This window comes from Ferrimonas sp. YIN67 (assembly GCF_057219095.1).
Genome location: NZ_JBXVVJ010000006.1, coordinates 107,372 through 127,971 on the forward strand (window position 1 = coordinate 107,372; position 20,600 = coordinate 127,971).

21 protein-coding genes are annotated in these 20,600 nt (G+C 60.3%); 7 read left to right on the forward strand and 14 right to left on the reverse strand.

What is annotated here, in order from left to right; genetic code table 11:
• Positions 1-97: 97 nt before the first annotated feature.
• The gene (gene traF / locus AC2D8U_RS13705) at positions 98-1,309 is read left to right on the forward strand and encodes a conjugal transfer protein TraF (RefSeq protein ID WP_484619628.1); all 1,212 of its coding nucleotides are present in this window, start codon (positions 98-100) and stop codon (positions 1,307-1,309) included.
• 86 nt (positions 1,310-1,395) lie between these two features.
• Here traF and rho read toward each other — a convergent pair whose 3' ends face one another.
• Positions 1,396-2,664, reverse strand: coding sequence for a transcription termination factor Rho (gene rho, locus AC2D8U_RS13710; protein WP_484619629.1), 1,269 nt, complete (start codon positions 2,662-2,664; stop codon positions 1,396-1,398).
• A 204-nt stretch (positions 2,665-2,868) separates the two neighbouring features.
• Positions 2,869-3,195 carry a thioredoxin TrxA gene (trxA, locus tag AC2D8U_RS13715; protein WP_484619630.1) on the reverse strand — a complete coding sequence of 109 codons (327 nt, stop codon included), beginning with the start codon at positions 3,193-3,195 and terminating at the stop codon, positions 2,869-2,871.
• Positions 3,196-3,365: 170 nt separating this feature from the next.
• Here trxA and rhlB point away from each other — a divergent pair, with 170 nt between their 5' ends.
• The 4 genes from rhlB to AC2D8U_RS13735 all read left to right on the forward strand — a co-directional run bounded on the left by rhlB (position 3,366) and on the right by AC2D8U_RS13735 (position 8,543).
• Positions 3,366-4,646 (forward strand): ATP-dependent RNA helicase RhlB, encoded by a 1,281-nt coding sequence (gene rhlB, locus AC2D8U_RS13720; protein ID WP_484619631.1) that lies wholly within the window; start codon positions 3,366-3,368, stop codon positions 4,644-4,646.
• A gap of 25 nt (positions 4,647-4,671) precedes the next feature.
• Positions 4,672-5,571 (forward strand): Ppx/GppA phosphatase family protein, encoded by a 900-nt coding sequence (locus tag AC2D8U_RS13725; RefSeq protein ID WP_484619632.1) that lies wholly within the window; start codon positions 4,672-4,674, stop codon positions 5,569-5,571.
• A gap of 173 nt (positions 5,572-5,744) precedes the next feature.
• Positions 5,745-7,151 carry an L-cystine transporter gene (locus AC2D8U_RS13730; RefSeq protein ID WP_484619633.1) on the forward strand — a complete coding sequence of 469 codons (1,407 nt, stop codon included), beginning with the start codon at positions 5,745-5,747 and terminating at the stop codon, positions 7,149-7,151.
• Between the two features lie 57 nt (positions 7,152-7,208).
• Positions 7,209-8,543 (forward strand): CoA-disulfide reductase, encoded by a 1,335-nt coding sequence (locus AC2D8U_RS13735; protein WP_484619634.1) that lies wholly within the window; start codon positions 7,209-7,211, stop codon positions 8,541-8,543.
• Between the two features lie 81 nt (positions 8,544-8,624).
• Here AC2D8U_RS13735 and rarD read toward each other — a convergent pair whose 3' ends face one another.
• The 12 genes from rarD to ubiE form a co-directional block, all read right to left on the reverse strand.
• Positions 8,625-9,530, reverse strand: coding sequence for an EamA family transporter RarD (rarD, locus tag AC2D8U_RS13740; protein ID WP_484619635.1), 906 nt, complete (start codon positions 9,528-9,530; stop codon positions 8,625-8,627).
• Between the two features lie 133 nt (positions 9,531-9,663).
• Complete coding sequence (locus tag AC2D8U_RS13745) at positions 9,664-10,008, reverse strand: DUF3718 domain-containing protein (RefSeq protein WP_484619636.1); 345 nt, start codon at positions 10,006-10,008, stop codon at positions 9,664-9,666.
• Between the two features lie 266 nt (positions 10,009-10,274).
• Positions 10,275-10,832 carry a thioredoxin family protein gene (locus AC2D8U_RS13750; RefSeq protein ID WP_484619637.1) on the reverse strand — a complete coding sequence of 186 codons (558 nt, stop codon included), beginning with the start codon at positions 10,830-10,832 and terminating at the stop codon, positions 10,275-10,277.
• A 130-nt stretch (positions 10,833-10,962) separates the two neighbouring features.
• Positions 10,963-11,970: a porphobilinogen synthase gene (gene hemB, locus AC2D8U_RS13755; RefSeq protein ID WP_484619638.1), complete on the reverse strand. Its 1,008-nt coding sequence runs from the start codon at positions 11,968-11,970 to the stop codon at positions 10,963-10,965.
• Positions 11,971-12,048: 78 nt separating this feature from the next.
• Positions 12,049-12,834: a TatD family hydrolase gene (locus AC2D8U_RS13760; protein ID WP_484619639.1), complete on the reverse strand. Its 786-nt coding sequence runs from the start codon at positions 12,832-12,834 to the stop codon at positions 12,049-12,051.
• Positions 12,831-13,346, reverse strand: coding sequence for a hypothetical protein (locus AC2D8U_RS13765; RefSeq protein WP_484619640.1), 516 nt, complete (start codon positions 13,344-13,346; stop codon positions 12,831-12,833). The genes AC2D8U_RS13760 and AC2D8U_RS13765 overlap by 4 nt, the downstream gene beginning before the upstream one ends.
• 43 nt (positions 13,347-13,389) lie before the next feature.
• A complete protein-coding gene (tatC, locus tag AC2D8U_RS13770) occupies positions 13,390-14,121 on the reverse strand; it encodes a twin-arginine translocase subunit TatC (protein WP_484619641.1) in 732 nt (243 codons plus the stop codon).
• Between the two features lie 2 nt (positions 14,122-14,123).
• Positions 14,124-14,519 (reverse strand): Sec-independent protein translocase protein TatB, encoded by a 396-nt coding sequence (gene tatB / locus AC2D8U_RS13775; protein WP_484619642.1) that lies wholly within the window; start codon positions 14,517-14,519, stop codon positions 14,124-14,126.
• A 5-nt stretch (positions 14,520-14,524) separates the two neighbouring features.
• On the reverse strand, positions 14,525-14,755 hold the full coding sequence (gene tatA / locus AC2D8U_RS13780) for a Sec-independent protein translocase subunit TatA (protein WP_484619643.1): 231 nt from the start codon (positions 14,753-14,755) through the stop codon (positions 14,525-14,527).
• Positions 14,756-14,826: 71 nt separating this feature from the next.
• Positions 14,827-16,461, reverse strand: a complete 1,635-nt coding sequence (gene ubiB / locus AC2D8U_RS13785; protein ID WP_484619644.1) for a ubiquinone biosynthesis regulatory protein kinase UbiB — start codon at positions 16,459-16,461, stop codon at positions 14,827-14,829.
• Positions 16,458-17,060 (reverse strand): ubiquinone biosynthesis accessory factor UbiJ, encoded by a 603-nt coding sequence (locus AC2D8U_RS13790; protein ID WP_484619645.1) that lies wholly within the window; start codon positions 17,058-17,060, stop codon positions 16,458-16,460. Before AC2D8U_RS13790 ends, ubiB begins: the two co-directional genes overlap by 4 nt.
• Positions 17,061-17,089: 29 nt before the next feature.
• On the reverse strand, positions 17,090-17,845 hold the full coding sequence (ubiE, locus tag AC2D8U_RS13795) for a bifunctional demethylmenaquinone methyltransferase/2-methoxy-6-polyprenyl-1,4-benzoquinol methylase UbiE (RefSeq protein WP_484619646.1): 756 nt from the start codon (positions 17,843-17,845) through the stop codon (positions 17,090-17,092).
• A gap of 157 nt (positions 17,846-18,002) precedes the next feature.
• Between ubiE and AC2D8U_RS13800 the strand changes: the two genes are divergently transcribed.
• Together AC2D8U_RS13800 and AC2D8U_RS13805 are read left to right on the forward strand one after the other, a co-directional pair.
• Positions 18,003-18,662 carry a transglutaminase-like cysteine peptidase gene (locus AC2D8U_RS13800; RefSeq protein WP_484619647.1) on the forward strand — a complete coding sequence of 220 codons (660 nt, stop codon included), beginning with the start codon at positions 18,003-18,005 and terminating at the stop codon, positions 18,660-18,662.
• Complete coding sequence (locus tag AC2D8U_RS13805) at positions 18,659-20,590, forward strand: bifunctional diguanylate cyclase/phosphodiesterase (RefSeq protein ID WP_484619648.1); 1,932 nt, start codon at positions 18,659-18,661, stop codon at positions 20,588-20,590. Before AC2D8U_RS13800 ends, AC2D8U_RS13805 begins: the two co-directional genes overlap by 4 nt.
• The last annotated feature ends 10 nt before the right edge of the window (positions 20,591-20,600 follow it).

The following is a 20,600-nucleotide window of genomic DNA, read 5'->3' on the forward strand; positions in this document are numbered from 1 at the left end:
ACTCCTGATGAGGCGATAGGGTTTGAGCCGAGACCGTTTTTTCTGCATCCTTGATGCTGCGCTCGACGGAGCATTTTTCCTTTACAGGGATGTGTCAATGAAACCTGCACTCTGGGGCCTGGCGGCCCTCTCTCTCGTGCCCCTGGCACACTCTGCCATCCTGGCCGATGCCCGGGTAGGGGCCATGGCCGGCACCGGGATCGCCTCGGGCGGGTTCCGGCAGGGCTACCTGAACCCGGCCCTGCTCACCCGCACTGCATCTGGCCAGGGGTTTGCCATGCAACTGGGGATCGGCGGGATCGGCCGGGACTATGAAGCGACTGTCGACGATGTGGATGCGCTGCAGGAGAGCCTGGATGCCCTGCAGTCCGCTTTTGATGGCTTCGATGCGAGCAACCCCAATGCCGGTGAGCTGGCCAATATTCGGCACCTGTCCGAAACCTCCATCAGCCAACTGGAGCGGCTCGATCAGGCCAATCCCAGCGGGGCGGCGGCGCCCAGTCTGGGGTTCTATGTGCCGAGTGAGTCTCTGGGGTTTGCCCTGACTCTGGGCGCGACGGCCTACGCCGATGGGGTATTTACCTTTGCCGATGAGGATGCCCAGGTGATCCGGGATGCGGTGACGGATCTGGAGAATGGCGTTGATCCCGGTTTTGATCAGGAGATGCTGGTCTCCTTCGCCGATGCCAACGCCGTGCTGGTGTCTGAGCTTGCCCTGAGCTTTGCCCGCCAGTTCAATGCCCGGGGGATCGGGGATTTTGCCCTGGGGATGACTCCGAAGTATCAGCGGATCGACACCTACTTCTACCAGGCCAGGGTCTCCAGCATCGACAGCGACGAGGTGACCTCCGACGACAACCTCAGGGACAGTGGTCAGTTCAACCTGGATCTGGGGTTTCACAAGGCCTTGGGGCCTTGGCAGGCTGGCCTGGTGGTGCATAACCTAGTGGGCCATGGTCTGCGCAACAGGGATCATGTTCAGCTGGAACTCCAGCCGACCTGGGTCGCCGGGCTTGCCTATCAGCACGGAGGGGTTACCGGGGCGCTGGATCTGGACCTGGTGGAGGATCGCTCCTTCGAAGCGTTCAGGCTGCCAAGCCGCTGGCTCAAACTGGGGCTGGAGTTCGATCTCTCGGGTCATGCCCAGCTTCGTGCGGGCTACCGCAGCGATCTGTCCGGCAACCATGGTGAACGTCTCAGTTTTGGCGTGGGGATCAGTCCGGGGCGTGTGCTTAGCCTGGACCTGGCGGGCGAGTTCGGTGAGGGGGATGAGATGGGCGGCCGGGTGCAGCTTGGCGTGATCTTCTAAGGCCTGATGCCACGGGCCCAGGTGACCTCGGGGACAAACAAAAACGCCCCGCTCATTGAGTGGGGCGTCTTATCTAGGACGACGATTTATTTGCTCTTGGCGCGCTTCATGGCGTCGAAGAACTCGTCATTGGTCTTGGTCATGGCCAGCTTGTCGATAAGGAACTCCATCGCTTCGATCTCCTGCATTGGGTGCAGGATCTTGCGCAGGATCCACATCTTCTGAAGCTCTTCGCTGTTGGCCAGCAACTCTTCGCGGCGGGTACCGGAACGGTTGAAGTCGATGGCCGGGAAGACGCGCTTCTCGGCGATCTTGCGAGCCAGGTGCAGCTCCATGTTGCCCGTGCCCTTGAACTCTTCGTAGATCACTTCGTCCATCTTGGAGCCGGTTTCTACCAGGGCGGTAGCGATGATGGTCAGACTGCCACCCTCTTCCACGTTACGGGCCGCACCGAAGAAACGCTTCGGACGGTGCAGGGCGTTGGCATCCACACCACCGGTCAGTACCTTGCCGGAACTTGGGATCACCGTGTTGTAGGCGCGGGCCAGACGAGTGATGGAGTCCAGCAGGATCACCACGTCTTTCTTGTGCTCGACCAGGCGCTTGGCCTTTTCGATCACCATTTCGGCAACCTGAACGTGACGGGAGGCGGGCTCATCAAAGGTGGAAGCAACCACTTCGCCTTTGACCAGGCGCTGCATCTCGGTCACTTCTTCAGGACGCTCGTCGATCAGCAGTACCATCAGCTCACAATCCGGATGGTTGTGAGCAATGGATTGGGCGATGTTTTGCAGCAACAGGGTTTTACCCGCTTTAGGCGGGGCAACGATCAGGCCACGCTGGCCCTTACCGATCGGGCTGGCCAGATCCAGAACCCGGGCGGTGATGTCCTCGGTGGAGCCATTACCGCGTTCCATCCGCAGCCGGTCATTGGCGTGCAGTGGCGTCAGGTTTTCAAACAGGATCTTGGAGCGAGCGTTCTCCGGACGGTCGTAGTTGACCTGGTTCACCTTGAGCAGGGCAAAGTAACGCTCGCCATCTTTCGGCGGACGGATCTTGCCAGCAATGGTATCACCGGTGCGCAAGTTGAAACGACGGATCTGGCTTGGGGAAACATAAATGTCATCCGGGCCAGCCAGGTAGGAGGAGTCCGCGCTGCGCAGGAAACCGAAGCCGTCCTGCAGGATCTCTAACACGCCGTCGCCAAAGATATCTTCGCCGCTTTTCGCGTGCGCCTTGAGGATGGCAAACAGAATATCTTGCTTACGGGCCCGGGCGAGGTTCTCCAATCCCATGGATTCTGCCAAGGCAACCAGTTCGGAGACCGGCTTCTGTTTCAGTTCGGTAAGGTTCATAGGTGGGTCTTTTCGATCGGTTTTGCGCACCGGTTGGAGCGCGAACGTTTCACTGTCACTGTGAATGTTTAGGGAGATTTCAGCCTCTAAAAGGCCGAGAAATGTACTGGTTAATGAAGTTAGCACCATTGACTGGGGCCGTCCAGCGCTTTCTCCCTGTCAGGTGCCGGGGCGAACAACGTGGCCCCGGCAATGACTGACCGATCACAGATGGGCGTCAATAAACTCTTTGAGCTGGGTTTTGGAAGCGGCGCCCACTTTGGAGCCTGCCAGTTCACCGCCCTTGAACAGCAGCAGGGTTGGGATCCCGCGGATCCCGTACTGGGCCGGGGTGGCGCTATTTTGGTCGACGTTCATCTTGGCGACGGTCACCTTGCCGTCGTACTCATCGGCCAGATCATCCAGGACCGGGGCGATCATCTTGCACGGACCACACCATTCAGCCCAGAAGTCCACCAAAACGGGTTGTTCGGCTTTTAATACGTCGTTCTCAAAACTGTCATCGGACAGGGCGATAATTTTTTCGTTCATTATTTCTGCTCCAGTTGATCTGAGCCGTACCGGGTAGATAGGGCGCGGTTCATTCCTATATGGGCCCGGCGACCAAGGCTTTCAAGGCCTGTAAAAAGTCTTGTTGGACTGGCGATAATTTGACTGGATCGGTTCCCAATAGCAAGCGCATCCGATATGCTGCATCCGTTATGACAAAGACCCATCTTACTGAAACGAAATTCGCGGACTTTCCCCTGGCATCTTCTGTTGTTGATGCCCTGGCCAGCAGTGGTTTTCACCACTGCACTCCGATCCAGGCACTGACCCTGCCGATCGTGCTGGCCGGGAAAGACATCGCCGGGCAAGCCCAGACGGGCACCGGTAAAACCCTGGCTTTTCTGGTGGCCACTTTCCACGAGCTGCTGACTCGTGGCGCGCCGGAAAACCATGACGGCAAGAGCCCTCGGGCGCTGATCATGGCCCCGACCCGGGAGCTGGCGATCCAGATCTGCAAGGATGCCGAGCCGTTGGCCAAAGCCACCGGCCTCAGGTTGGGCCTGGCGTACGGGGGCGAAGGCTATGACAGCCAGCGTGAAACCCTGTCTGCCGGTGTCGACATTCTGATCGGGACCACGGGTCGGCTGATCGACTACTTCAAACAAGGCGTCTACAACCTCAATAGCATCCAGGTGATGGTGTTGGATGAAGCCGATCGCATGTTCGATATGGGTTTCATCAAGGATATCCGCTACCTGTTCCGCCGCATGCCTGCGCCAACCGAGCGTCGTAACATGCTGTTCTCAGCCACCCTCTCCTTCAAGGTGCAGGAACTGGCCTATGAGCACATGAACGAGCCGGAACACGTGCAGATCGAGCCGGAACGCAAGACGGCTGAGCGGATCGAAGAGGAGCTGTTCTACCCTTCGAACCGGGATAAAATGGCCCTGCTGCTGACCCTGCTCGAAGAGGAGTGGCCGGACAAGGGGATAGTGTTCGCCAACACCAAGCATCGCTGTGAAGACATTCATGCCTGGATGGCGGCGGATAAGCATCGTGTCGGTCTGCTCTCCGGTGATGTACCGCAGAAGAAGCGGGTGAAGATCCTGGAGCTGTTTAAAAACGGCGACATCGACTTCCTGGTGGCTACCGATGTGGCGGCACGAGGCCTGCACATTCCGGATGTGACCCACGTATTCAACTATGATCTGCCGGACGACTGTGAGGACTATGTTCACCGCATCGGTCGTACGGGTCGCGCCGGTGCAGCAGGTAAATCCATCAGCTTTGCCTGCGAGCAATACGCCATGAACCTGCCGGCGATCGAGGAGTACATTGGTCACAGCATTCCGGTGACCAATTATGATGCCGACGCCCTGTTGACGGATCTGGAGCGGCCAAAACGCTCTCACTCCCGTCAGCGCCGCCCAGGCGGTGGACGTCATGATCGTCAGGGAGGCCCCCGTGGAGGGCGCCAACGCCGTAACGGCTGATCGATCCCGGTATGGCGGCCCTCTAATGGCCGCCATAACTTTAGGATCCAACAGCTTCAATATGCTGCTGGCCCGCCCGGGTCAGCCATTGCCCCAGGTTGTTGCCAAGCACAAACGTAAGGTTCGCCTGGCCGAAGGGCTGCGCGCCGGCGCGCCCCTCGATCCTAAGGCGGCTCAGGGTGGGCTTGACTGCCTGGCCTGGTTTGGTGAGCTGCTCAAGCAGTACCAACCGTCTCAGGTGGCGGTTTATGCCACGGCGGCCCTGCGCCAGGCCAGCGATGGCCAGGCTTTTTGTCGGCAGGCTTTGCCCCTGCTCGGTTATCCCATCCAGATCATCTCCGGCGAACAGGAAGCGACCTACATCTATCAGGGGATGCGGGCCAGTACCGATGTACAGGGCGCGGCCCTGGTGCTGGATATCGGGGGGGCCAGCACCGAACTGGTGATCGGCGAACGGCAGATCGACTTCAAGCACTCCCTGGCTCTGGGGGCCGTGCTCTATACCCACACCTATTTCTCCCAGGGGATCTCCGAGAAGGCCTTTGCCGATGCCAAGCGGGCAGTGGCGCGGGCGTTGAAGCCCCTGCTCCCAGAACTGTCCTGTCATCGTTGGGACAGTGCTCTCGGGGTTTCCGGGACCATTCGAAGTCTCTTTGAGCTGGCCGATAACCGGGGCATCGCCCTGACCGAACTGACCCCGGCGTTCCTGGCTCAGATCGAACAGGAGATGGTCATTTTGACCAGTGCCAGCCTTGAGGGGCTGGAGGCCGAGCGGAGCCCCACCTTTGCTGCCGGTGTCGCCATCCTCTCCGCCTTGATGACGCAACTGCAGATCCCCGGCCTGCGTCAGGCCGGTGGCGCCTTGCGTGAAGGGGTCCTGGTGGAGCTGGACCAACGCGCCCGTCGCTCCCAGTCACTGTCGTAATAACAAGTTGGCGATTTCTTATTCCCATTGGGAATATAGATGTGCTGCGTCCTTTGGGTATCCTGCCCGTCTCTGGGAACCGGAGTGAATTCTACCGGTTTAATGGATTCTAATAACAAATCCCACTATTACGACTAATGCGCTGGTGTTTCCGGCTCTAAGGTGACCACTTTATGGATCTTTTCGTCCTTGCCAATGTCCTGGTGATGTTGGCGTTGTTTGCCCTGCTCTATAAGATGCAGCGTGATCACGTTAAATTTACCCGCCGTGTCTTCATCGCCCTGGGCCTTGGGGTCGGCTACGGTGCGCTGCTGCAGTGGTTCTATGGCGTGGGGGCCAGTGCCCTGACCGATTCCATTGCCTACTTCGACATTGCCGGTCGTGGCTATGTTCAGTTGCTGCGCATGATCATCGTCCCTCTGGTGATGGTCTCCATCATCAGTGCCATCCTCAAGCTCAAGGACGGCGAGTCCCTGGGCAAGATCAGCGGCCTGACCATAGGGATCCTGCTGATCACCGTGGCCATCGCCGGCCTGATCGGCCTGTTGGTGTCCCAGCTGTTTGGCCTGAGTGCCGAAGGCCTGGTGCAAGGGGGACGTGAAGCGGAGCGTGCCGCGGCACTGCTGGCCAATGAAGGGCGTGCCGAGGGGATCTCCATTGCCAAGACCCTGGTGGATGTGATCCCGGCCAACCCCTTCCTGGATATGACCGGGGCTCGAGATACCTCCATCATCTCCGTGGTGATCTTCTCCGCCTTTATTGGTGTGGCCGCCCTAGGGGTCAACAAGAAGCAGCCAGAGCTGGCCTCCAAGTTCGATGGCTTTATGCAGGTGGCCTACGCCATCGTGATGCGCATCGTAACCCTGGTGCTGCGCCTGACCCCCTATGGTGTCCTGGCGTTGATGACCAAGGTGCTGGCCACCAGCAACTTTGCTGACATCCTTAACCTGTTTAACTTCGTGCTGGCCTCCTACGTCGCCCTGGGGCTGATGTTTGCCGTGCACCTGCTGCTGGTGGCTCTGGTGGGCGGTAATCCGGTGACCTATATGAAGAAGGTGTGGCCGGTGCTGACCTTCGCCTTTACCAGCCGTTCCAGCGCCGCCACCATTCCACTGAACATCCAGACCCAGACCCGTCAACTGGGGATCTCCGACGGTGTGGCCAACTTTGCCGCCTCCTTCGGCGCCACCATTGGCCAGAACGGTTGCGCCGGGATCTACCCCGCCATGCTGGTGGTGATGGTTGCCCCGATGATCGGCCTGGATGTGATGAGCCTGAGCTTTATCGGTACCCTGATCGCCGTGATCGTGGTGGGTTCCTTCGGTGTCGCCGGTGTCGGCGGTGGCGCGACCTTTGCCGCCCTGATCGTGTTCTCCGCCCTGGGGCTGCCCAATGAGGCGATCGCCTTGATCGGCCTGCTGATCTCCATCGAGCCGCTGATCGACATGGGCCGTACCGCATTGAACGTTAACGGTGCCATCACCTCCGGCTTCGTTACCAGCCGGATCCTGGGTCAGACCGACATGGAAGTGTTTAACGCCGAACAGGACTTGGAACTGGATATGGAATCCGTATCCTAAGCTTAATTATTCCCAAAGGGCTGCCTCGGGGCGGCCCTTTTTATTTTGGAACACCCTATGAAGATCTTGATCATTGGTGCCGAAGCCGCTGGCATGAGTGCCGCCGCCAAGGCCCGTCGCAGTGCACCGGACGCCACCATTACCGTCTTTGAGCAAAGTGACGTCGTCTCCTTTGGTGCCTGTGGTTTGCCCTATTTTGTTGGCGGATTTTTTGATGATCCCGCCTTTATGGCCGAGCGCAGCGCCGAGCAGTTTCAGGCCTCCGGGATCGATCTGCGGACTCACCACCAGGTGCTGTCGGTGGATCACCAGGCCAAGCGGGTATGGGTGCGTGATCTGCGCACCGGCAACGAGTTTGAGCAGGCTTACGATAAGCTGATGATCGCCACCGGCGCCTCCGTGGTTCGTCCGCCCATCAGCGGCCAGGAGCTGGCCAACGTACACTATGTGAAGACCCTGGCCGATGGCCTTACCCTGCGCACCCTGGCCGAGCAGAGCCATATCGAGGATGTGGTGGTGATCGGTGCCGGTTACATCGGCCTGGAGATGGTGGAAGCCCTGCACAAACAGGGTAAGCGGGTCCGGTTGATCGAGCTGGCCGATCGGGTCCTGTCCGAATCCTTCGATGCCGAGGTGTCAGAGCTGATCCAGCAGGAGCTGGTGCGGCATGACGTGGCCGTCCACCTGGGGGAAGGGGTTGAGTCCCTCCATGGCGAGCAACTGGTGGAAGCGGTGCAGACCGATCAGGCCACCTATAAGGCCGATCTGGTGGTGATCGCCACCGGCGTCCGTCCCAACACCGCTTTCCTCCAGCCGACCGGGATCGAGACCCTGGCCAATGGTGCCCTGATCATCGATGAACAGGGGCGTACCAGCCTGCCCGACGTCTACGCGGCCGGCGACTGTGCCACCGTCTACCACAGGGTGCGTCAGGAAGCCGTATACATCCCGCTGGCCACCACGGCCAACAAGCTGGGCCGCATGATTGGGGAAAACCTGGCCGGGGCCGAGAAACGCTTTGCCGGGACCCTGGGCAGTGCCGCGGTCAAGGTGCTGGATCTCGAGGCGGGTCGTACCGGCCTGAGTGAGCGGGAAGCCGAAGCTTTGGGGCGCCGGATCAAGAGCGTGGTGATCAACGACAAGAACACCACCAACTATGTGCCCTGGCAACAGGGGATCCGGGTCAAGCTGATCTATGATGCCGACAGCAAGGTGATCCTGGGTGGCCAGGTGGCGGGGGGAGCCGGCTCGGTGCTGCGGGTGGATACCCTGGCGGCGGCGATCCACAGCGGCATGACCACCGAAGATCTGGGCATGCTGGATCTGGTTTATGCGCCACCCTTTGCCCGCACCTGGGATGCGCTGAACGTGGCGGGCAATGTGGCGAAGTGACGCGTTTCCTGTTTTGCGGTTGGCCCTAGGGCAGGGTTAGCCCGCGCAGCGAGCGTAACCTGCCATGGGGGTTGCTCTTGGTTAGGATTGAATGGCCGGACGCGAAGGTGTCCGGCTTTTTTGTACCAACCGGGCGGTATCCAGCGCCACGATGGCGGTTGCCACGCCCACCAGGCCGTAGCTGAGCAACTGATCCAGTGCCAGGGGCTCGCCCAGCACGGCGATGGCGACCAGGAACAGCAACACGGGTTCGAGATAACTGAGCAGGCCAAACAGGCTGATCGGCAGCGCCTGGGAGGCGGAGAAGTAGAGCAGCAGTGAGGCGGCGGAGAGCAGCCCCAGGCCGACCAGGCCGGGCCAGAGCCAGGGTTGTTGCGTCAGGGCCTGGCTCAGGGGGGCGCTGTGCCACATGCCCCACAGGGAGATCGGCACGAACAGGGCGATCTCGAACATCAGGCCGGGCAATGGCGCGACACCGGCAATTCGGCGCAGGACGAAATAGAGGGGGAAGAGACCGGCGACGGCCAGGGTGACCCAGGAGAGGGTACCCTGCACAACCAGCTCGAAAGCGACCCCGATGGCGGCCAGGCTGATGGCCAGGCATTGAGGGCGCCGCAGACGCTCCTTGAACACCCAGGCCCCGGTCATGGCCAGTGTCAGGGGCAACAGGAAGTATCCCAGGGACAGCTCCTTGGTCAGGCCATTGACCGGGGCCCAGACAAACAGGTACCACTGCAGGCCGTTTTGTGCGGCACACAGGAGCATCAATGTCAGGGTTTTGGGGCAGCGCAGGATCGCCAGGATCGCCGGGCCCTGGGCCTTGAGCCAGAGCAGCGGCAGCAGGCATAGGGCGGAAAAGAGGATGCGACCGTAAAACAGCAGATCCCCCGTGAGGGGGTGCAGCTGGTTCACATACCAGGGAACCAGGCCAAACAGGCAGGAAGCGGTGACAGAGTAGGCGACGCCACGGGCTGAGATTGAGGTCATGGGCGGGCTCGATGGGCAAGGAGAAGGCGATCATAGTGGGCGATGGGGGAGCGAACGAGAGGGAAGGAGACAAAGTGTGAATCTGAACAAAAAAACGCCGCGCGGAGCGCGGCGTCGGTCGTTGGGGTAATGGTTACTTGGCTCGTCCGCCGATCACCAGGGTGCCGCGTTGGGACAGATCGATGATCTCGACTTCGGCTGTGACCTTGGCATGACGGTTTAGGCGATCGACCACGCGCTGATCCGGGTTATAGCGTGCCGCAAAGAAGTTGATGGGTTCGTCGTTGCAGGCGATCCCGCGGACTACGTTCTTGATCCGATAACCCGAATGTTTGATGGTGGTGTGCATCTTCAGGGGCGAGCCCGTGGCGGCTGCCATACACAAGCGGGTCTCACGGGTGTTGTCGGCGGCAATAAATTCGGTGGCCGAAGCGGCCCCGCAGGCCAGCAGCACGGTCGCAATAAGCACAGATCTCATGGTGTCGATCCCTATTCTTGATTGGAGGCTCTCCAAGCTTTGCCCACTGCGGCAAAATTGCTGTTAGGGAGTTGTGTGGGGATGTAAGCCATTGCGACCGGCCGCAACGCTAGCTGCGGCTCTTAGGGCATAAAAACAGTGGCTTATGCACATGTTTTGTTGATTGAGAAACACATTCATTCACAGGTAGACATATTCCGACACATTTATCCCAGAACAAAAAAACGCGCCCCCTGGGGCGCGTTGCTGTCTGCCTGCTCGATGATTTAGTGCGGATGCAGGATCTTAAACAGATCGTGCTCCAGGGTTACCTTTGGAGATTCGACGATACGGCCGATCTCCTCACCGCCCTGATGCACCATGATGGTGGGAATGCGCTGGAAGTCATAGGCAGCGGCCAGACCCTCGGGATCGGTGCGGGTGCGATCGATGCCGATGTATTTGACGCTGATGTGCGGGTTGTTGGCTTCGGCCAGGATCTTCGCCAGGCGCGGGGTCTCCCGGTGGCAGTCCGGACACCAGGTACCCACGATCACCACCAACTCAGTGGGCGTCGTGATCTTGCCCAGGAAGGACACCAGTTGGGCATCGGCGTCATAGGCGGCGAAGTTGTCTTCGTAGCCGGGCTGTTGACGCAGTTCATCAAAGCCCAGTAGGCCGGTCAGGATCACTTCCTTCTTCTCCTCTTCTTGTTTTTCACAGGTCGCGAACAGGCCGCCCTGGGTATTCTCCTCAAAACCACAGCCACCCTGGCCATTGTCGGTGGCGTGAGCCGGGAGCAAAAACAGCGGGCCGAGCACGGCCGCTAAAACGGCTTTCTTCATTGCACTTCCTATACAGAGTTGAGAAACGAGACATCGGCTAGTATGACCGCGCTTCAGCGACATGGTGCCGCTCGATGACTCAAAGCGTGATCGAGTCGGCACTTGCTTGAACCGGGGTCTACCGTCAGGCCTAGCCCTCTTGCAGCCAGCGGGCTACATCCTTGGCGAAATAGGTCAGTACGCCGTCGGCCCCGGCGCGTTTGAAGCAGAGCAGGGCTTCCAGGACCACTTTGCGCTCGTCCAGCCAGCCATTCTGGCTGGCGGCCTTGAGCATGGCGTATTCGCCGCTGACCTGGTAGGCGAAGGTGGGCACCTGCAGCTCGGTTTTGACCCGGCGCACCACATCCAGATAGGGCATGCCGGGCTTGACCATCACCATATCGGCGCCCTCTTCGATGTCCATGGCCACCTCCTGGATCGCCTCATCCGTATTGGCGGGATCCATCTGGTAGGTGTGTTTATTGCCCGAGCCCAGGTTGCCGGCACTGCCGACGGCGTCACGGAAGGGACCGTAGAAGCTGGAGGAGTATTTGGCTGAGTAGGCCATGATCTGGGTGTTGTGGTAGCCGGCTGCCTCCAGGGCATCCCGGATCGCGCCGATCCGACCATCCATCATGTCGGAAGGGGCGACCATATCGGCCCCCGCTTCTGCGTGGGAGAGGGCCTGCTTGACCAGGATCTCTGTCGTGACGTCGTTGAGGATGTAGCCTGCGTCGTCGATGATCCCATCCTGGCCATGGGTGGTAAAGGGATCCAGCGCCACGTCGGTGATCACACCCAGTTGCGGGAACTGACGTTTGAGCGCCCGTACCGCTTTCTGTGCCAACCCCTCGGGGTTGTAGGCCTCTTCGGCATCCAGGGACTTAAGCTCGGCCGGGGTCACGGGGAACAGGGCGATGGCGGGAATGCCCAGGGCCACCAGCTCGGAGGCTTCCTCCAGCAGGAGATCGATGGAGAGACGTTCGACGCCAGGCATGGAGGGGACGGCCTCACGACGGGCGTTCCCTTCAAGCACAAACATGGGGTAGATCAGATCGGCGGCGGTCAGGGTGTTCTCGGCGACCATACGACGGGAAAAGTCGTGTTTACGGATGCGACGGGGACGACGGCGGGGAAAAGCTCCGGTTACTGGGCTCACTAGGCACTCCTTTGAAAGTGGGACGCTCGGTCAATGGCCGCATATTAGCAAAATGCTGTGTCGTTGAAACGGCGGTCATCACATTGGAAACAATTGGGTGACGTTGGCTTCGCACTGGCGACACAAGGTGCTCTCGGTCTCACCCCGTAGTTGTGCAACCGTCTGGGCGATGTGCCTGAGGTGGGCAGGCTCGCAGCGGCCGCTTTTGGGTTTGGGGCGCAGATCTCGCGGCAGCAGGTAGGGGGCGTCGGTTTCCAGCAACAGGCGGTTTGCCGGGATCCGGGTGATCAGCTGGCGCAGCGTGTCGCCCCGGCGTTCGTCGCAGATCCAGCCGGTGATCCCGATGTGCAGATCCAATGCCAGGGCGGCATCGAGCTCGTCAGCCGTGCCGGTAAAACAGTGCAGTACCGCCCCAGGCAGGTCCGGCCGGTAGCGCTCTACCAGTGGCAGGAGATCCTCATAGGCTTCGCGACAATGCAGCAGCACCGGCTTGCCCAGCTCGGCAGCCAGGGCCAGTTGCGCCTCCAGGGCGGCGCGCTGGGCCGGACGTGGGGAGTAGTCCCGGTTGTAGTCCAGGCCACACTCACCGATGGCCACAACCTTGGCGTGGGCCACCAGGATGCGCAGCCGGGCGTCACTGTCGCTGTGCCAGCCGCTGGCATGGTGGGGGTGTACCCCGGCGGTGGCATAGACATTGGGGTATTGCTGTGTCAGCTCGATGCAGCGACGGCTTTCCTCCAGATCACTGGCCAGGCAGAGCAGGCGATGGATCCCGGCATCGGTGGCCCGTTGCACCACGGCATCCCGATCCCGGTCAAAGCGCTGGCCGGCCAGGTTGACGGCAATGTCGGTCAGGACATTCATTCGATCCGTTTGACCTTGGTGCTGCTGTTGCTGCCCTGGCGGCTCAGGTTGAAGGAGCCCAGCGCGCCTTTCTCAATGGTGATCTGGTCGTCGATGGCCAGGCGAAAACGGCGGGATTCGATCTGGCGCCAGCGTTGGCCATTGTCCAGAGTCAGGGTCCATTTGTCGTAGGGATCGCGCTTGAGCGCGACGATCCGGCCCTGGACCTGGGTGGGCTGGTCTGGGTGGACTTTTAGGGCCAGGCCAAACTCGGCCTGGGGGGCGGCAGTCCCTGAGGGAACTTGGTGTTGGGTGTTGGGAAGGCGGGCCTGGCTGGCGTCAACCAGCTGATCAAAGCAGAGCAGGCGATCGAGCTGGTCCTGCTGCCGGCGGCACTGGTCGATGGCGTCGGCCAGTTGGTCATAACAGGCCAGCCGGGCCTTGGCGTCCGGCTGTGCCTGGCAACCCAGGGGGGAGGCGTTGGCCGCACTGCCCAGCAGCAGCGCGGTGATCACAAGAATGGATCGGCTCATGGTTTTTCCTTAAACCCGTTTTCAGTATGGGCTGCCTGATCCCCTATGCTTCCTCTTCGTCCTGTTTGGGGGTGTAGATCCGTGCGAACAGGAGGCCCCCCTCAAACAGCAACAGCATGGGGACGGCCAGCATGGTCTGGGAGATCACATCTGGTGGGGTCAGCGCCATGCCGATGACAAAGGCTCCGACCACGATATAGGGTCGCTTGGTCTTCAGGCTCTCCACCGTGGTGGCGCCACTCCAGCACAGCAGGAGCACGGCAATGGGGATCTCAAAGGCAAGGCCAAAGGCAAAGAACAGCTTAAGCACGAAGTTCAGGTAGCTGTTGATGTCCGTAGCCACCTGAACCCCTTCCGGGGCCACGCTGGTGAAGAAGCCGAACACCACGGGAAACACCGCGAAGTAGGCAAAGGCGATCCCGGCATAAAACAGCAGGGTGCTGGAGATCAGCAGGGGGGTCACCAGACGCTTTTCATGCTTGTACAGCCCCGGCGCGACGAAGGCCCAGATCTGGTACAGCACGTAGGGGATGGCGATAAAGAAGGCCACCACCAGAGTCAGCTTAAAGGGGGCAAAAAAGGGCGACGCCACATCGGTGGCGATCATCGACGCACTCTCAGGCATCACCGACAGCAGCGGCTTGGAGAGATAGTGGTAGATGTCGTTCGACCAGTAGGCGATGGCAAAAAACACGGCGAACACTGAGCCAAAGGCGTGCATCAGCCGGGTTCTCAGCTCCATCAAATGGCTGATAAGTGGTTGCTGCTCTGACATAATTATTCTTTCGCTTTGGCTTCAGCGGTCGGTTTGGGAGCGGATGCCCTGGGGGCATCGGCCGGCTCCACCTCGGAAGGGGAGCTGGTACCTTGGGTCGGTGTGTCGTAGCTGCGGGTGACGGAGTCGGCCGCGCTGCGCAGTTCCTCAATGGACTTTTGCAGGTCCGGATCCAGATCCTTGAGGCCCTTGGCTTCGGCTTTCTTCAGATCGGCATGGAGTTGCTCGATCTTCAGTTCCTGCTCCAGCTCCGTTTTAACCGAGCCCGCCATTCTCTTGATGGTACGGACCCAGCCAGAGATGGTGCGGACGGCCACCGGCAGACGCTCCGGTCCCAGGACCACCAAGCCCAATACCGCGATGATCAGAAGCTCGAAAAAGCCGAATCCATCGAGCATAGGAGTTAGGCCTGCTCTTTGTCTTTCTGCTCGGTCTTCTCTGCCGCGCTGCGCTCGGCCTTGTCACCGTTCTCCAGTGACTTTTGCTCTTCAGCCTTCTCTTCGGACATGGCGTTCTTGAAGCCTTTCACGGCACCGCCCAAGTCACTGCCGATCCCGCGCAGCTTTTTGGTTCCGAACAGCAGAACAACGATAAGTGCAACGATCAGAAGTTGCCAGATACCAAAATTGCCCATGATGGCTCCTATGTTTCAGTGTGTTCCGACGCTTTGCATCGGTTTTAAAAATCCAGTGTACCGCGTCTTACTCACGGTTGCCTAATCTGCCAGCTCACCAGCCAGGCCAGTGTGCCAGCCCCTGCCAGAGTAACAGAAGGCCAGATTGTAAGGGTTTTGCCAAGCAAGATTGTGCTTGAGATCACCAAAACCCCGCCGGTGGCAAAAATCAGGTTGCTTGTATGTTGGCGCCGGCGCTCGGCGATATAGCGTTCCATCAGTTGACCCGGATTGCTCAGCAGGTTGCGCCCCAGCAACAGGTTGTCGTGCAACAGTTGCGGTACCTCCGGCAGTTGTTCGGCCAGTTGTGGGGCCGCCTGTTTAAGCCGCTTCAGCTGACTCTGGGGGCTGCGCTGCTCCACCATCCATTGCTCGAGGAAGGGTTTGGCGGTGGCCCAGAGATCCAGCTGGGGGTAGAGCTGTCGACCCAGGCCCTCGATATAGAGCAGGGTCTTCTCCAGCAAAACCAGCTGAGGCTTGACCACCATACCGAACTGGTGGGCGGTGCGAAACAGCTGCACCAGTACGGTGCCGAAGCTGATCTCGTTCAGCGGCTTGTTTTCCAGCGGTTGAAACACCTTGCGCAGGGCGTACTCGAACTCCACCAGATCGGCGCCGGCATTCACCCATCCCGTGGTCAGGAAGATCTGCGCCAGTTGGCGGTAATCGTGATTGAAAAACGCCAGGAAGATCGCCGCCATGTCCCGTTTATCCTGCTCGGACAGGCGGCCGACGATGCCACAGTCGATGCCGATATAGTGGGGATCCTCGGGTCGCTCCCGGGAGACAAAGATGTTGCCCGGATGCATGTCGGCGTGGAAGAAATTGTCGCGGAATACCTGAGTAAAGAACACCTCCACGCCCCGTTCGGCCAGGCGTTTCATATTGGTGCCCTGGGCCTCAAGGGCCGCCAGATCCGTCACCGGGATCCCGTAGATCCGCTCCATCACCATCAGTTGGGGGTGGCTGAACTCGGGGTAGGTCCTGGGTACATAGAGGGCATCTGAGCCCTCGAAGTTGGCCTTTAACTGCATGGCGTTGTCCGCTTCGCGCTGCAGATCCAGCTCCGCCAGGATGGTGCGACGGTAGTCATCGATGACGGCAATCGGCTGCAGCCGGGCACCATGGCGGCTGGCCTGCAGCAGGCGGGCGACCAGGCCCATCAGGGCCAGATCCGATTCGATCACGGCGCGGATCCCGGGGCGGATCACCTTCAGCACGACTTCTTCGCCGCTCGTTTTCAGCCGAGCCGTATGGATCTGGGCGACCGAGGCGGAAGCCAGCGGCGTGGCATCAAAGTCGTCGAAGTGCTGATCGACTGGGCTGCCCAGGGCCTGTTCAATCTGCGTCAGGGCCTGTTCGGAACAAAAGGGAGGCACTTGGTCCTGTAGCTTTGCCAAGGTTTCGGCCAGGGCGTCGGGCAACAGGTCTCGCCGGGTCGACAACATCTGACCAAACTTGATAAAGACAGGGCCCAATGCCTGCAGGGCCAGGTTCAGGCGCTGCTCCTGAGTCTGATCCTTCGCCTGGCGGGGCAGGAAGAACAGGGCCCGATCGAGCCAGCGTAGGGGCGCTGGGCAGCTCTGCGCTGGGAGCAGATCGATAAGCGCATATTGACGGGCGATGGTGAGGATGCGAAGGCCGCGACGCAGGGCGGTCAGGCTCATGATTGGCGCTCCTTCTGCTCGAGCCGGGAAACCAGGCGCGCGACGCGCCGCTCCAGGGCCGAAACCTGGTCGGCAAACTGGGCCAGTTCCTCCCGGACCGGTGCCAGGCGCAGCTCTTCGTGCAACAGGGTGCTGCCATGGCTCTGCAGGCGGGCCAGTTGGTCCTGGCCCCCGTGCAGCAGGGTACGGCCCAGGGTGTCGATCCTGTGGGCCATGCCGTCCCCCACCAGGGGGCTGAGCACAGCGGCCAGATCCGGTTCGATGGCCCCCAGCATGGCGGCCAGTTTCCCGGCCAGCTGCATGTCGCCCTGGATCTCCAGGGCGCCGCTGCCGATCAGGGTCGAGAGAGGCTCGTCGCCCCGAAGGCGAGTGAGGGTGGCCAGCCCCAGCTGCAGCTCGCAGCTGACGGCACCCTCATAGCGGCTGTAGATCTGAATGGGATCGGTCAGCAGCAGGTAGAGGGGAAAGGGCAGTTCAGCCAGCTGAAGTCGAACCACCTGGCCTTGCCAATGCGCCAGGGGGGTCGGATCCGGGTGGTGTTTCAACAGGGCTGCCAGGGCTGTTTCCAGCGCCCCTGCCACCAAGGTTGCTATACGCATCGCCTTCCTATTGGCCTGAGCCTGGTTCCTTAAAACTTGTAACCGCGGTGCAGGGCGACTACGCCATTGGTCATGTTGACGTAGTCGGCCTGATCGAAGCCAGATTCCAACATCATGGTCTTCAGGGTTTCCTGGTCCGGATGCACCCGGATCGACTCGGACAGGTAGAGGTAGGACTCCTTGTCGCCGGCAATCATGCCGCCCATCTGAGGGATCACCTTGAAGCTGTAGAAGTCGTAGGCCTTCTGCATCAGGGCGTTTTGCGGTTTGGAGAACTCCAGTACCAGGAGTTTGCCACCGGGCTTGAGTACCCGTTGCATGGAGCGCAGGGCCTTGGCCTTATCGGTAACATTGCGCAGGCCAAAGGCGATGGTGATGATATCGAAATGGTTGTCCGGGAACGGCAGGGCTTCGGCATTGGCCTGGACATAGTTGACGTTGCCGACGATGCCGTTGTCCTGCAGCTTGGCGCGGCCGACCTTGAGCATGGAGTCGTTGATGTCTGCCAGGACCACTTCACCGGTATCACCCACCAAGTGGGAAAACTTGGCGGTGAGATCCCCCGTGCCCCCGGCCAGGTCCAGCACTTTCATGCCAGGGCGGGCGGCAGCGCACTCGATGGTAAAGCGCTTCCAGTAACGATGGACACCGAAAGACATGACGTCGTTCATCAGGTCATACTTGGATGCCACGGAGTGGAATACATCTGCCACCATCTCCGCTTTCTTGTCACTCTCTACCTGCTGGTAGCCAAAATGGGTTTTGTTGTCACCGCCGTCGGCCATGATCGGGTCCTATCAATACAATCCTCGAAGTTGGCCACAGTCTACACTTTAACTCGACCAACAGAAATGTCCCTTGATGAAAGGTTTGAGGTGGATAAATGAAGGGTATGTCTCGTGTTTTCAGTCTTGCCTCCCGGCTGTGAAGACACGATTACTTGTGCATCTTTGCTTACTCCTTCTGGTGGCCCCCCTGCCGGCGGAAGAGGGGCCTCAACTGCCATGGCGCCGCTACTTTACCTCAGAGCGGCTCGACATCCTGGAGCGGCGATTTGGGGCCGAAGGGCGCCTGCGGGTCCAGGCACTGGAGCAGTTTCTGCTGGAGCAGCTTGCCCTGGATCCCGACGACAGCCAGGCCCTTGAGCGGGTGAACAGTTATTTCAACCAACTCAGGTTTGTGTCCGATCAGGAGCACTGGGGGATGGCCGATTACTGGGCTACGCCTCTGGAGATGGTGGCCAGTGGTGGCGGCGACTGCGAGGATTTTGTCATCGCCAAATACTTTACCCTGCGGATCCTGGGGATCTCACCAGAAAAATTGCGCCTGATGTACGCCAAGGCGGTTGAGCTTAATCAGGCCCACATGGTGCTCCTGTACCTGCCCAGGCCAGATGCCATGCCTCTGGTGCTGGATAACCTGATCAACGGGATCAAGACTGGCGAGCAACGCCCTGATCTGATCCCTGTCTACAGCTTCAATGCCGAAGGGCTGTGGAAGGCCCGGGCATTTGATCAAGGGGTTCGACTGAAGACAGGTGAGAGTGGCGTCGAATTATGGGGCGATCTCTTATCACGCTTGGCCCTGGAGGGTGAAAAATGAGCCTGTATCGACTCTTGGTGTTGGCCATGGTGTTGTTGATCGGCACCCTGTCTGGGGCCAGCGTTTGGCTGTACCTGAGGGGCAGTCAGCAGTTTCTTAATGAACAGTTGGCCAGCCATGCCCAGGATACGGCCACCTCCCTGGGCTTGTCCCTGTCGCCGGTGCTGGCGGGGGATGACTGGGTGTTGGCCGGCTCTATGGTGGATAGCATCTTCGATCGAGGCGCATACCAGCAGATTGAGTTAAACAGCCTGGATGGGGCCCATGAGATCCTGCGCCAGAGTGGGGCCAGTGAGGCGGGTTCGCCGGGATGGTTTCGCCAGCTCTTTCCCCTGGATGCCCCGGTTGCCGCCAGTCAGATCAATGCCGGCTGGCGCCTGGTGGCGCATCTGAAGATCCAGGCCAGCGTGGTGCGGGCCCACGAATACCTGTGGCAGATCAGCCAGCGCGCCTTGTGGTTCAGTGCGATCCTCGCCCTGATCTGTGCCCTGATCGGCAGCTATGTCCTGCGACGCCTGTTGGCACCATTACGCTTGGCGGAGAGTCAGGCCAGGGGATTGAGGCACCACCGCTACTTGAAGCAGACGCACCTGCCCCAGATCAGGGAATTACGTTCTTTGGTGGAGACCATGAACCTGATGGTAGACAACTCCGAGGCAATGTTTAAGGAGCAGTGCCGACGCATGGAGCGGTTGCAAGCCCAGACCCAAATGGACGAGGAGACGGGATTGGGCAACCTGAAGCGGGGCCGTCAGCGCCTGGCCCTGCTGCTCAGGGATCGGGAGTTGGGCGATGGCGTGGTTGCCCGCCTCCACCTGGTGGGGCTGGAAAGGATCGAGCGGCAAGGGGGGATCGATGCCCAGCAGTCGGTGTTGAGGGCGGTGGCTTCCATCCTGAAGGCGATGACCCTGCAGGTGCCCCACTCCCGGGCCTATCGCACCGGCTTTGCCGATTTCATGCTGCTGTTTCCCGGCATGAGCACCGAGGAGGTGCGTCAGATGGAGGGGAAGTTGCGTCATCGTCTTAGTGCCTCGGTGCGCCTGGCTGGCGGCGAGCGGGTGCTGATGGTGGCAACGGCCTACCAGCTGGAGGAGTGCCCGGAGACCTTGGAATCCCGCCTGGAACATCAGGTGGCAAGTGCGCTGGATCAGGAGGGTGAGAGCCTCTTCCTCCTGGATCAGGAGGGAGACAGCCCCCAAGAGGCGCTTGAGTTGAAGACCCGCTGTTTGTCTCAGCTATTGGAGCGGCCCCCCAGGCTGTTGTTGCAGGCGGTCCAGGATCCCGGCAAGGCACTCCTGCACCAGGAGGTTCTGGCCCGGTTTTATGATGGGCGACGCTGGATCGGGCCGGGTCCTGTTATGGCGCTGGCGGCCCGACAGCAAAGTCATCAACAGCTGGATCTGATGATCCTGGATGGGGCGATCCAACGACTGCGCTCCTACCCTGAGATAGGACGGCTGACCTGCAACCTGACCGCCGAATCTGTGCTCGATCCTGGGTTCCTGGCACAGCTGTGCCAGCGCCTCGATGGCTATTGGGACACCCTGGGTATCGAGGTGCCGGAGCGGGCCTTCCTGATGGACGGCGATCGTACCCGGGCGTTTATCCGCACCCTGGCGGATCTCGGGTGCCGGATCTGGCTGGATCATACGACCCCTTCTGGGATGGTATTGGTGGCCCGGCCTGGCCTGTATGGGATCAAGCTCGATCCCGGCTATACCCGGATCCTGCTCAGTGACACGCAACAGACGGATCTGGTGGAGCTGATGATCTCAGCGGCCCACAGTCGAGGGATCAAGGTGGTGGCGGAGCAGGTGGAAGATCCGATGTTGGCCGACCACTTATGGCAGATGGGGGTCGACGGGGTCCAGGGCTTTGCGGTTGCTCCGCCAAGGCCATTTGCGGGCGACGATGAGCCGGGGAACTAGTTCGACACGG

Bases quoted from the DNA above. Each gene is read 5' to 3' on its own strand.
- tatB (WP_484619642.1), bottom strand. From the start codon at position 14,519: ATGCTCGATGGATTCGGCTTTTTCGAGCTTCTGATCATCGCGGTATTG.
- traF (WP_484619628.1), top strand. From the start codon at position 98: ATGAAACCTGCACTCTGGGGCCTGGCGGCCCTCTCTCTCGTGCCCCTG.
- tatA (WP_484619643.1), bottom strand. From the start codon at position 14,755: ATGGGCAATTTTGGTATCTGGCAACTTCTGATCGTTGCACTTATCGTT.
- AC2D8U_RS13790 (WP_484619645.1), bottom strand. From the start codon at position 17,060: ATGCGTATAGCAACCTTGGTGGCAGGGGCGCTGGAAACAGCCCTGGCA.
- AC2D8U_RS13735 (WP_484619634.1), top strand. From the start codon at position 7,209: ATGAAGATCTTGATCATTGGTGCCGAAGCCGCTGGCATGAGTGCCGCC.
- AC2D8U_RS13725 (WP_484619632.1), top strand. From the start codon at position 4,672: ATGGCCGCCATAACTTTAGGATCCAACAGCTTCAATATGCTGCTGGCC.
- AC2D8U_RS13760 (WP_484619639.1), bottom strand. From the start codon at position 12,834: ATGAATGTCCTGACCGACATTGCCGTCAACCTGGCCGGCCAGCGCTTT.
- AC2D8U_RS13765 (WP_484619640.1), bottom strand. From the start codon at position 13,346: ATGAGCCGATCCATTCTTGTGATCACCGCGCTGCTGCTGGGCAGTGCG.
- trxA (WP_484619630.1), bottom strand. From the start codon at position 3,195: ATGAACGAAAAAATTATCGCCCTGTCCGATGACAGTTTTGAGAACGAC.
- AC2D8U_RS13805 (WP_484619648.1), top strand. From the start codon at position 18,659: ATGAGCCTGTATCGACTCTTGGTGTTGGCCATGGTGTTGTTGATCGGC.
- rho (WP_484619629.1), bottom strand. From the start codon at position 2,664: ATGAACCTTACCGAACTGAAACAGAAGCCGGTCTCCGAACTGGTTGCC.
- AC2D8U_RS13745 (WP_484619636.1), bottom strand. From the start codon at position 10,008: ATGAGATCTGTGCTTATTGCGACCGTGCTGCTGGCCTGCGGGGCCGCT.
- AC2D8U_RS13750 (WP_484619637.1), bottom strand. From the start codon at position 10,832: ATGAAGAAAGCCGTTTTAGCGGCCGTGCTCGGCCCGCTGTTTTTGCTC.
- AC2D8U_RS13730 (WP_484619633.1), top strand. From the start codon at position 5,745: ATGGATCTTTTCGTCCTTGCCAATGTCCTGGTGATGTTGGCGTTGTTT.
- ubiB (WP_484619644.1), bottom strand. From the start codon at position 16,461: ATGAGCCTGACCGCCCTGCGTCGCGGCCTTCGCATCCTCACCATCGCC.
- tatC (WP_484619641.1), bottom strand. From the start codon at position 14,121: ATGTCAGAGCAGCAACCACTTATCAGCCATTTGATGGAGCTGAGAACC.
- rarD (WP_484619635.1), bottom strand. From the start codon at position 9,530: ATGACCTCAATCTCAGCCCGTGGCGTCGCCTACTCTGTCACCGCTTCC.
- ubiE (WP_484619646.1), bottom strand. From the start codon at position 17,845: ATGGCCGACGGCGGTGACAACAAAACCCATTTTGGCTACCAGCAGGTA.
- rhlB (WP_484619631.1), top strand. From the start codon at position 3,366: ATGACAAAGACCCATCTTACTGAAACGAAATTCGCGGACTTTCCCCTG.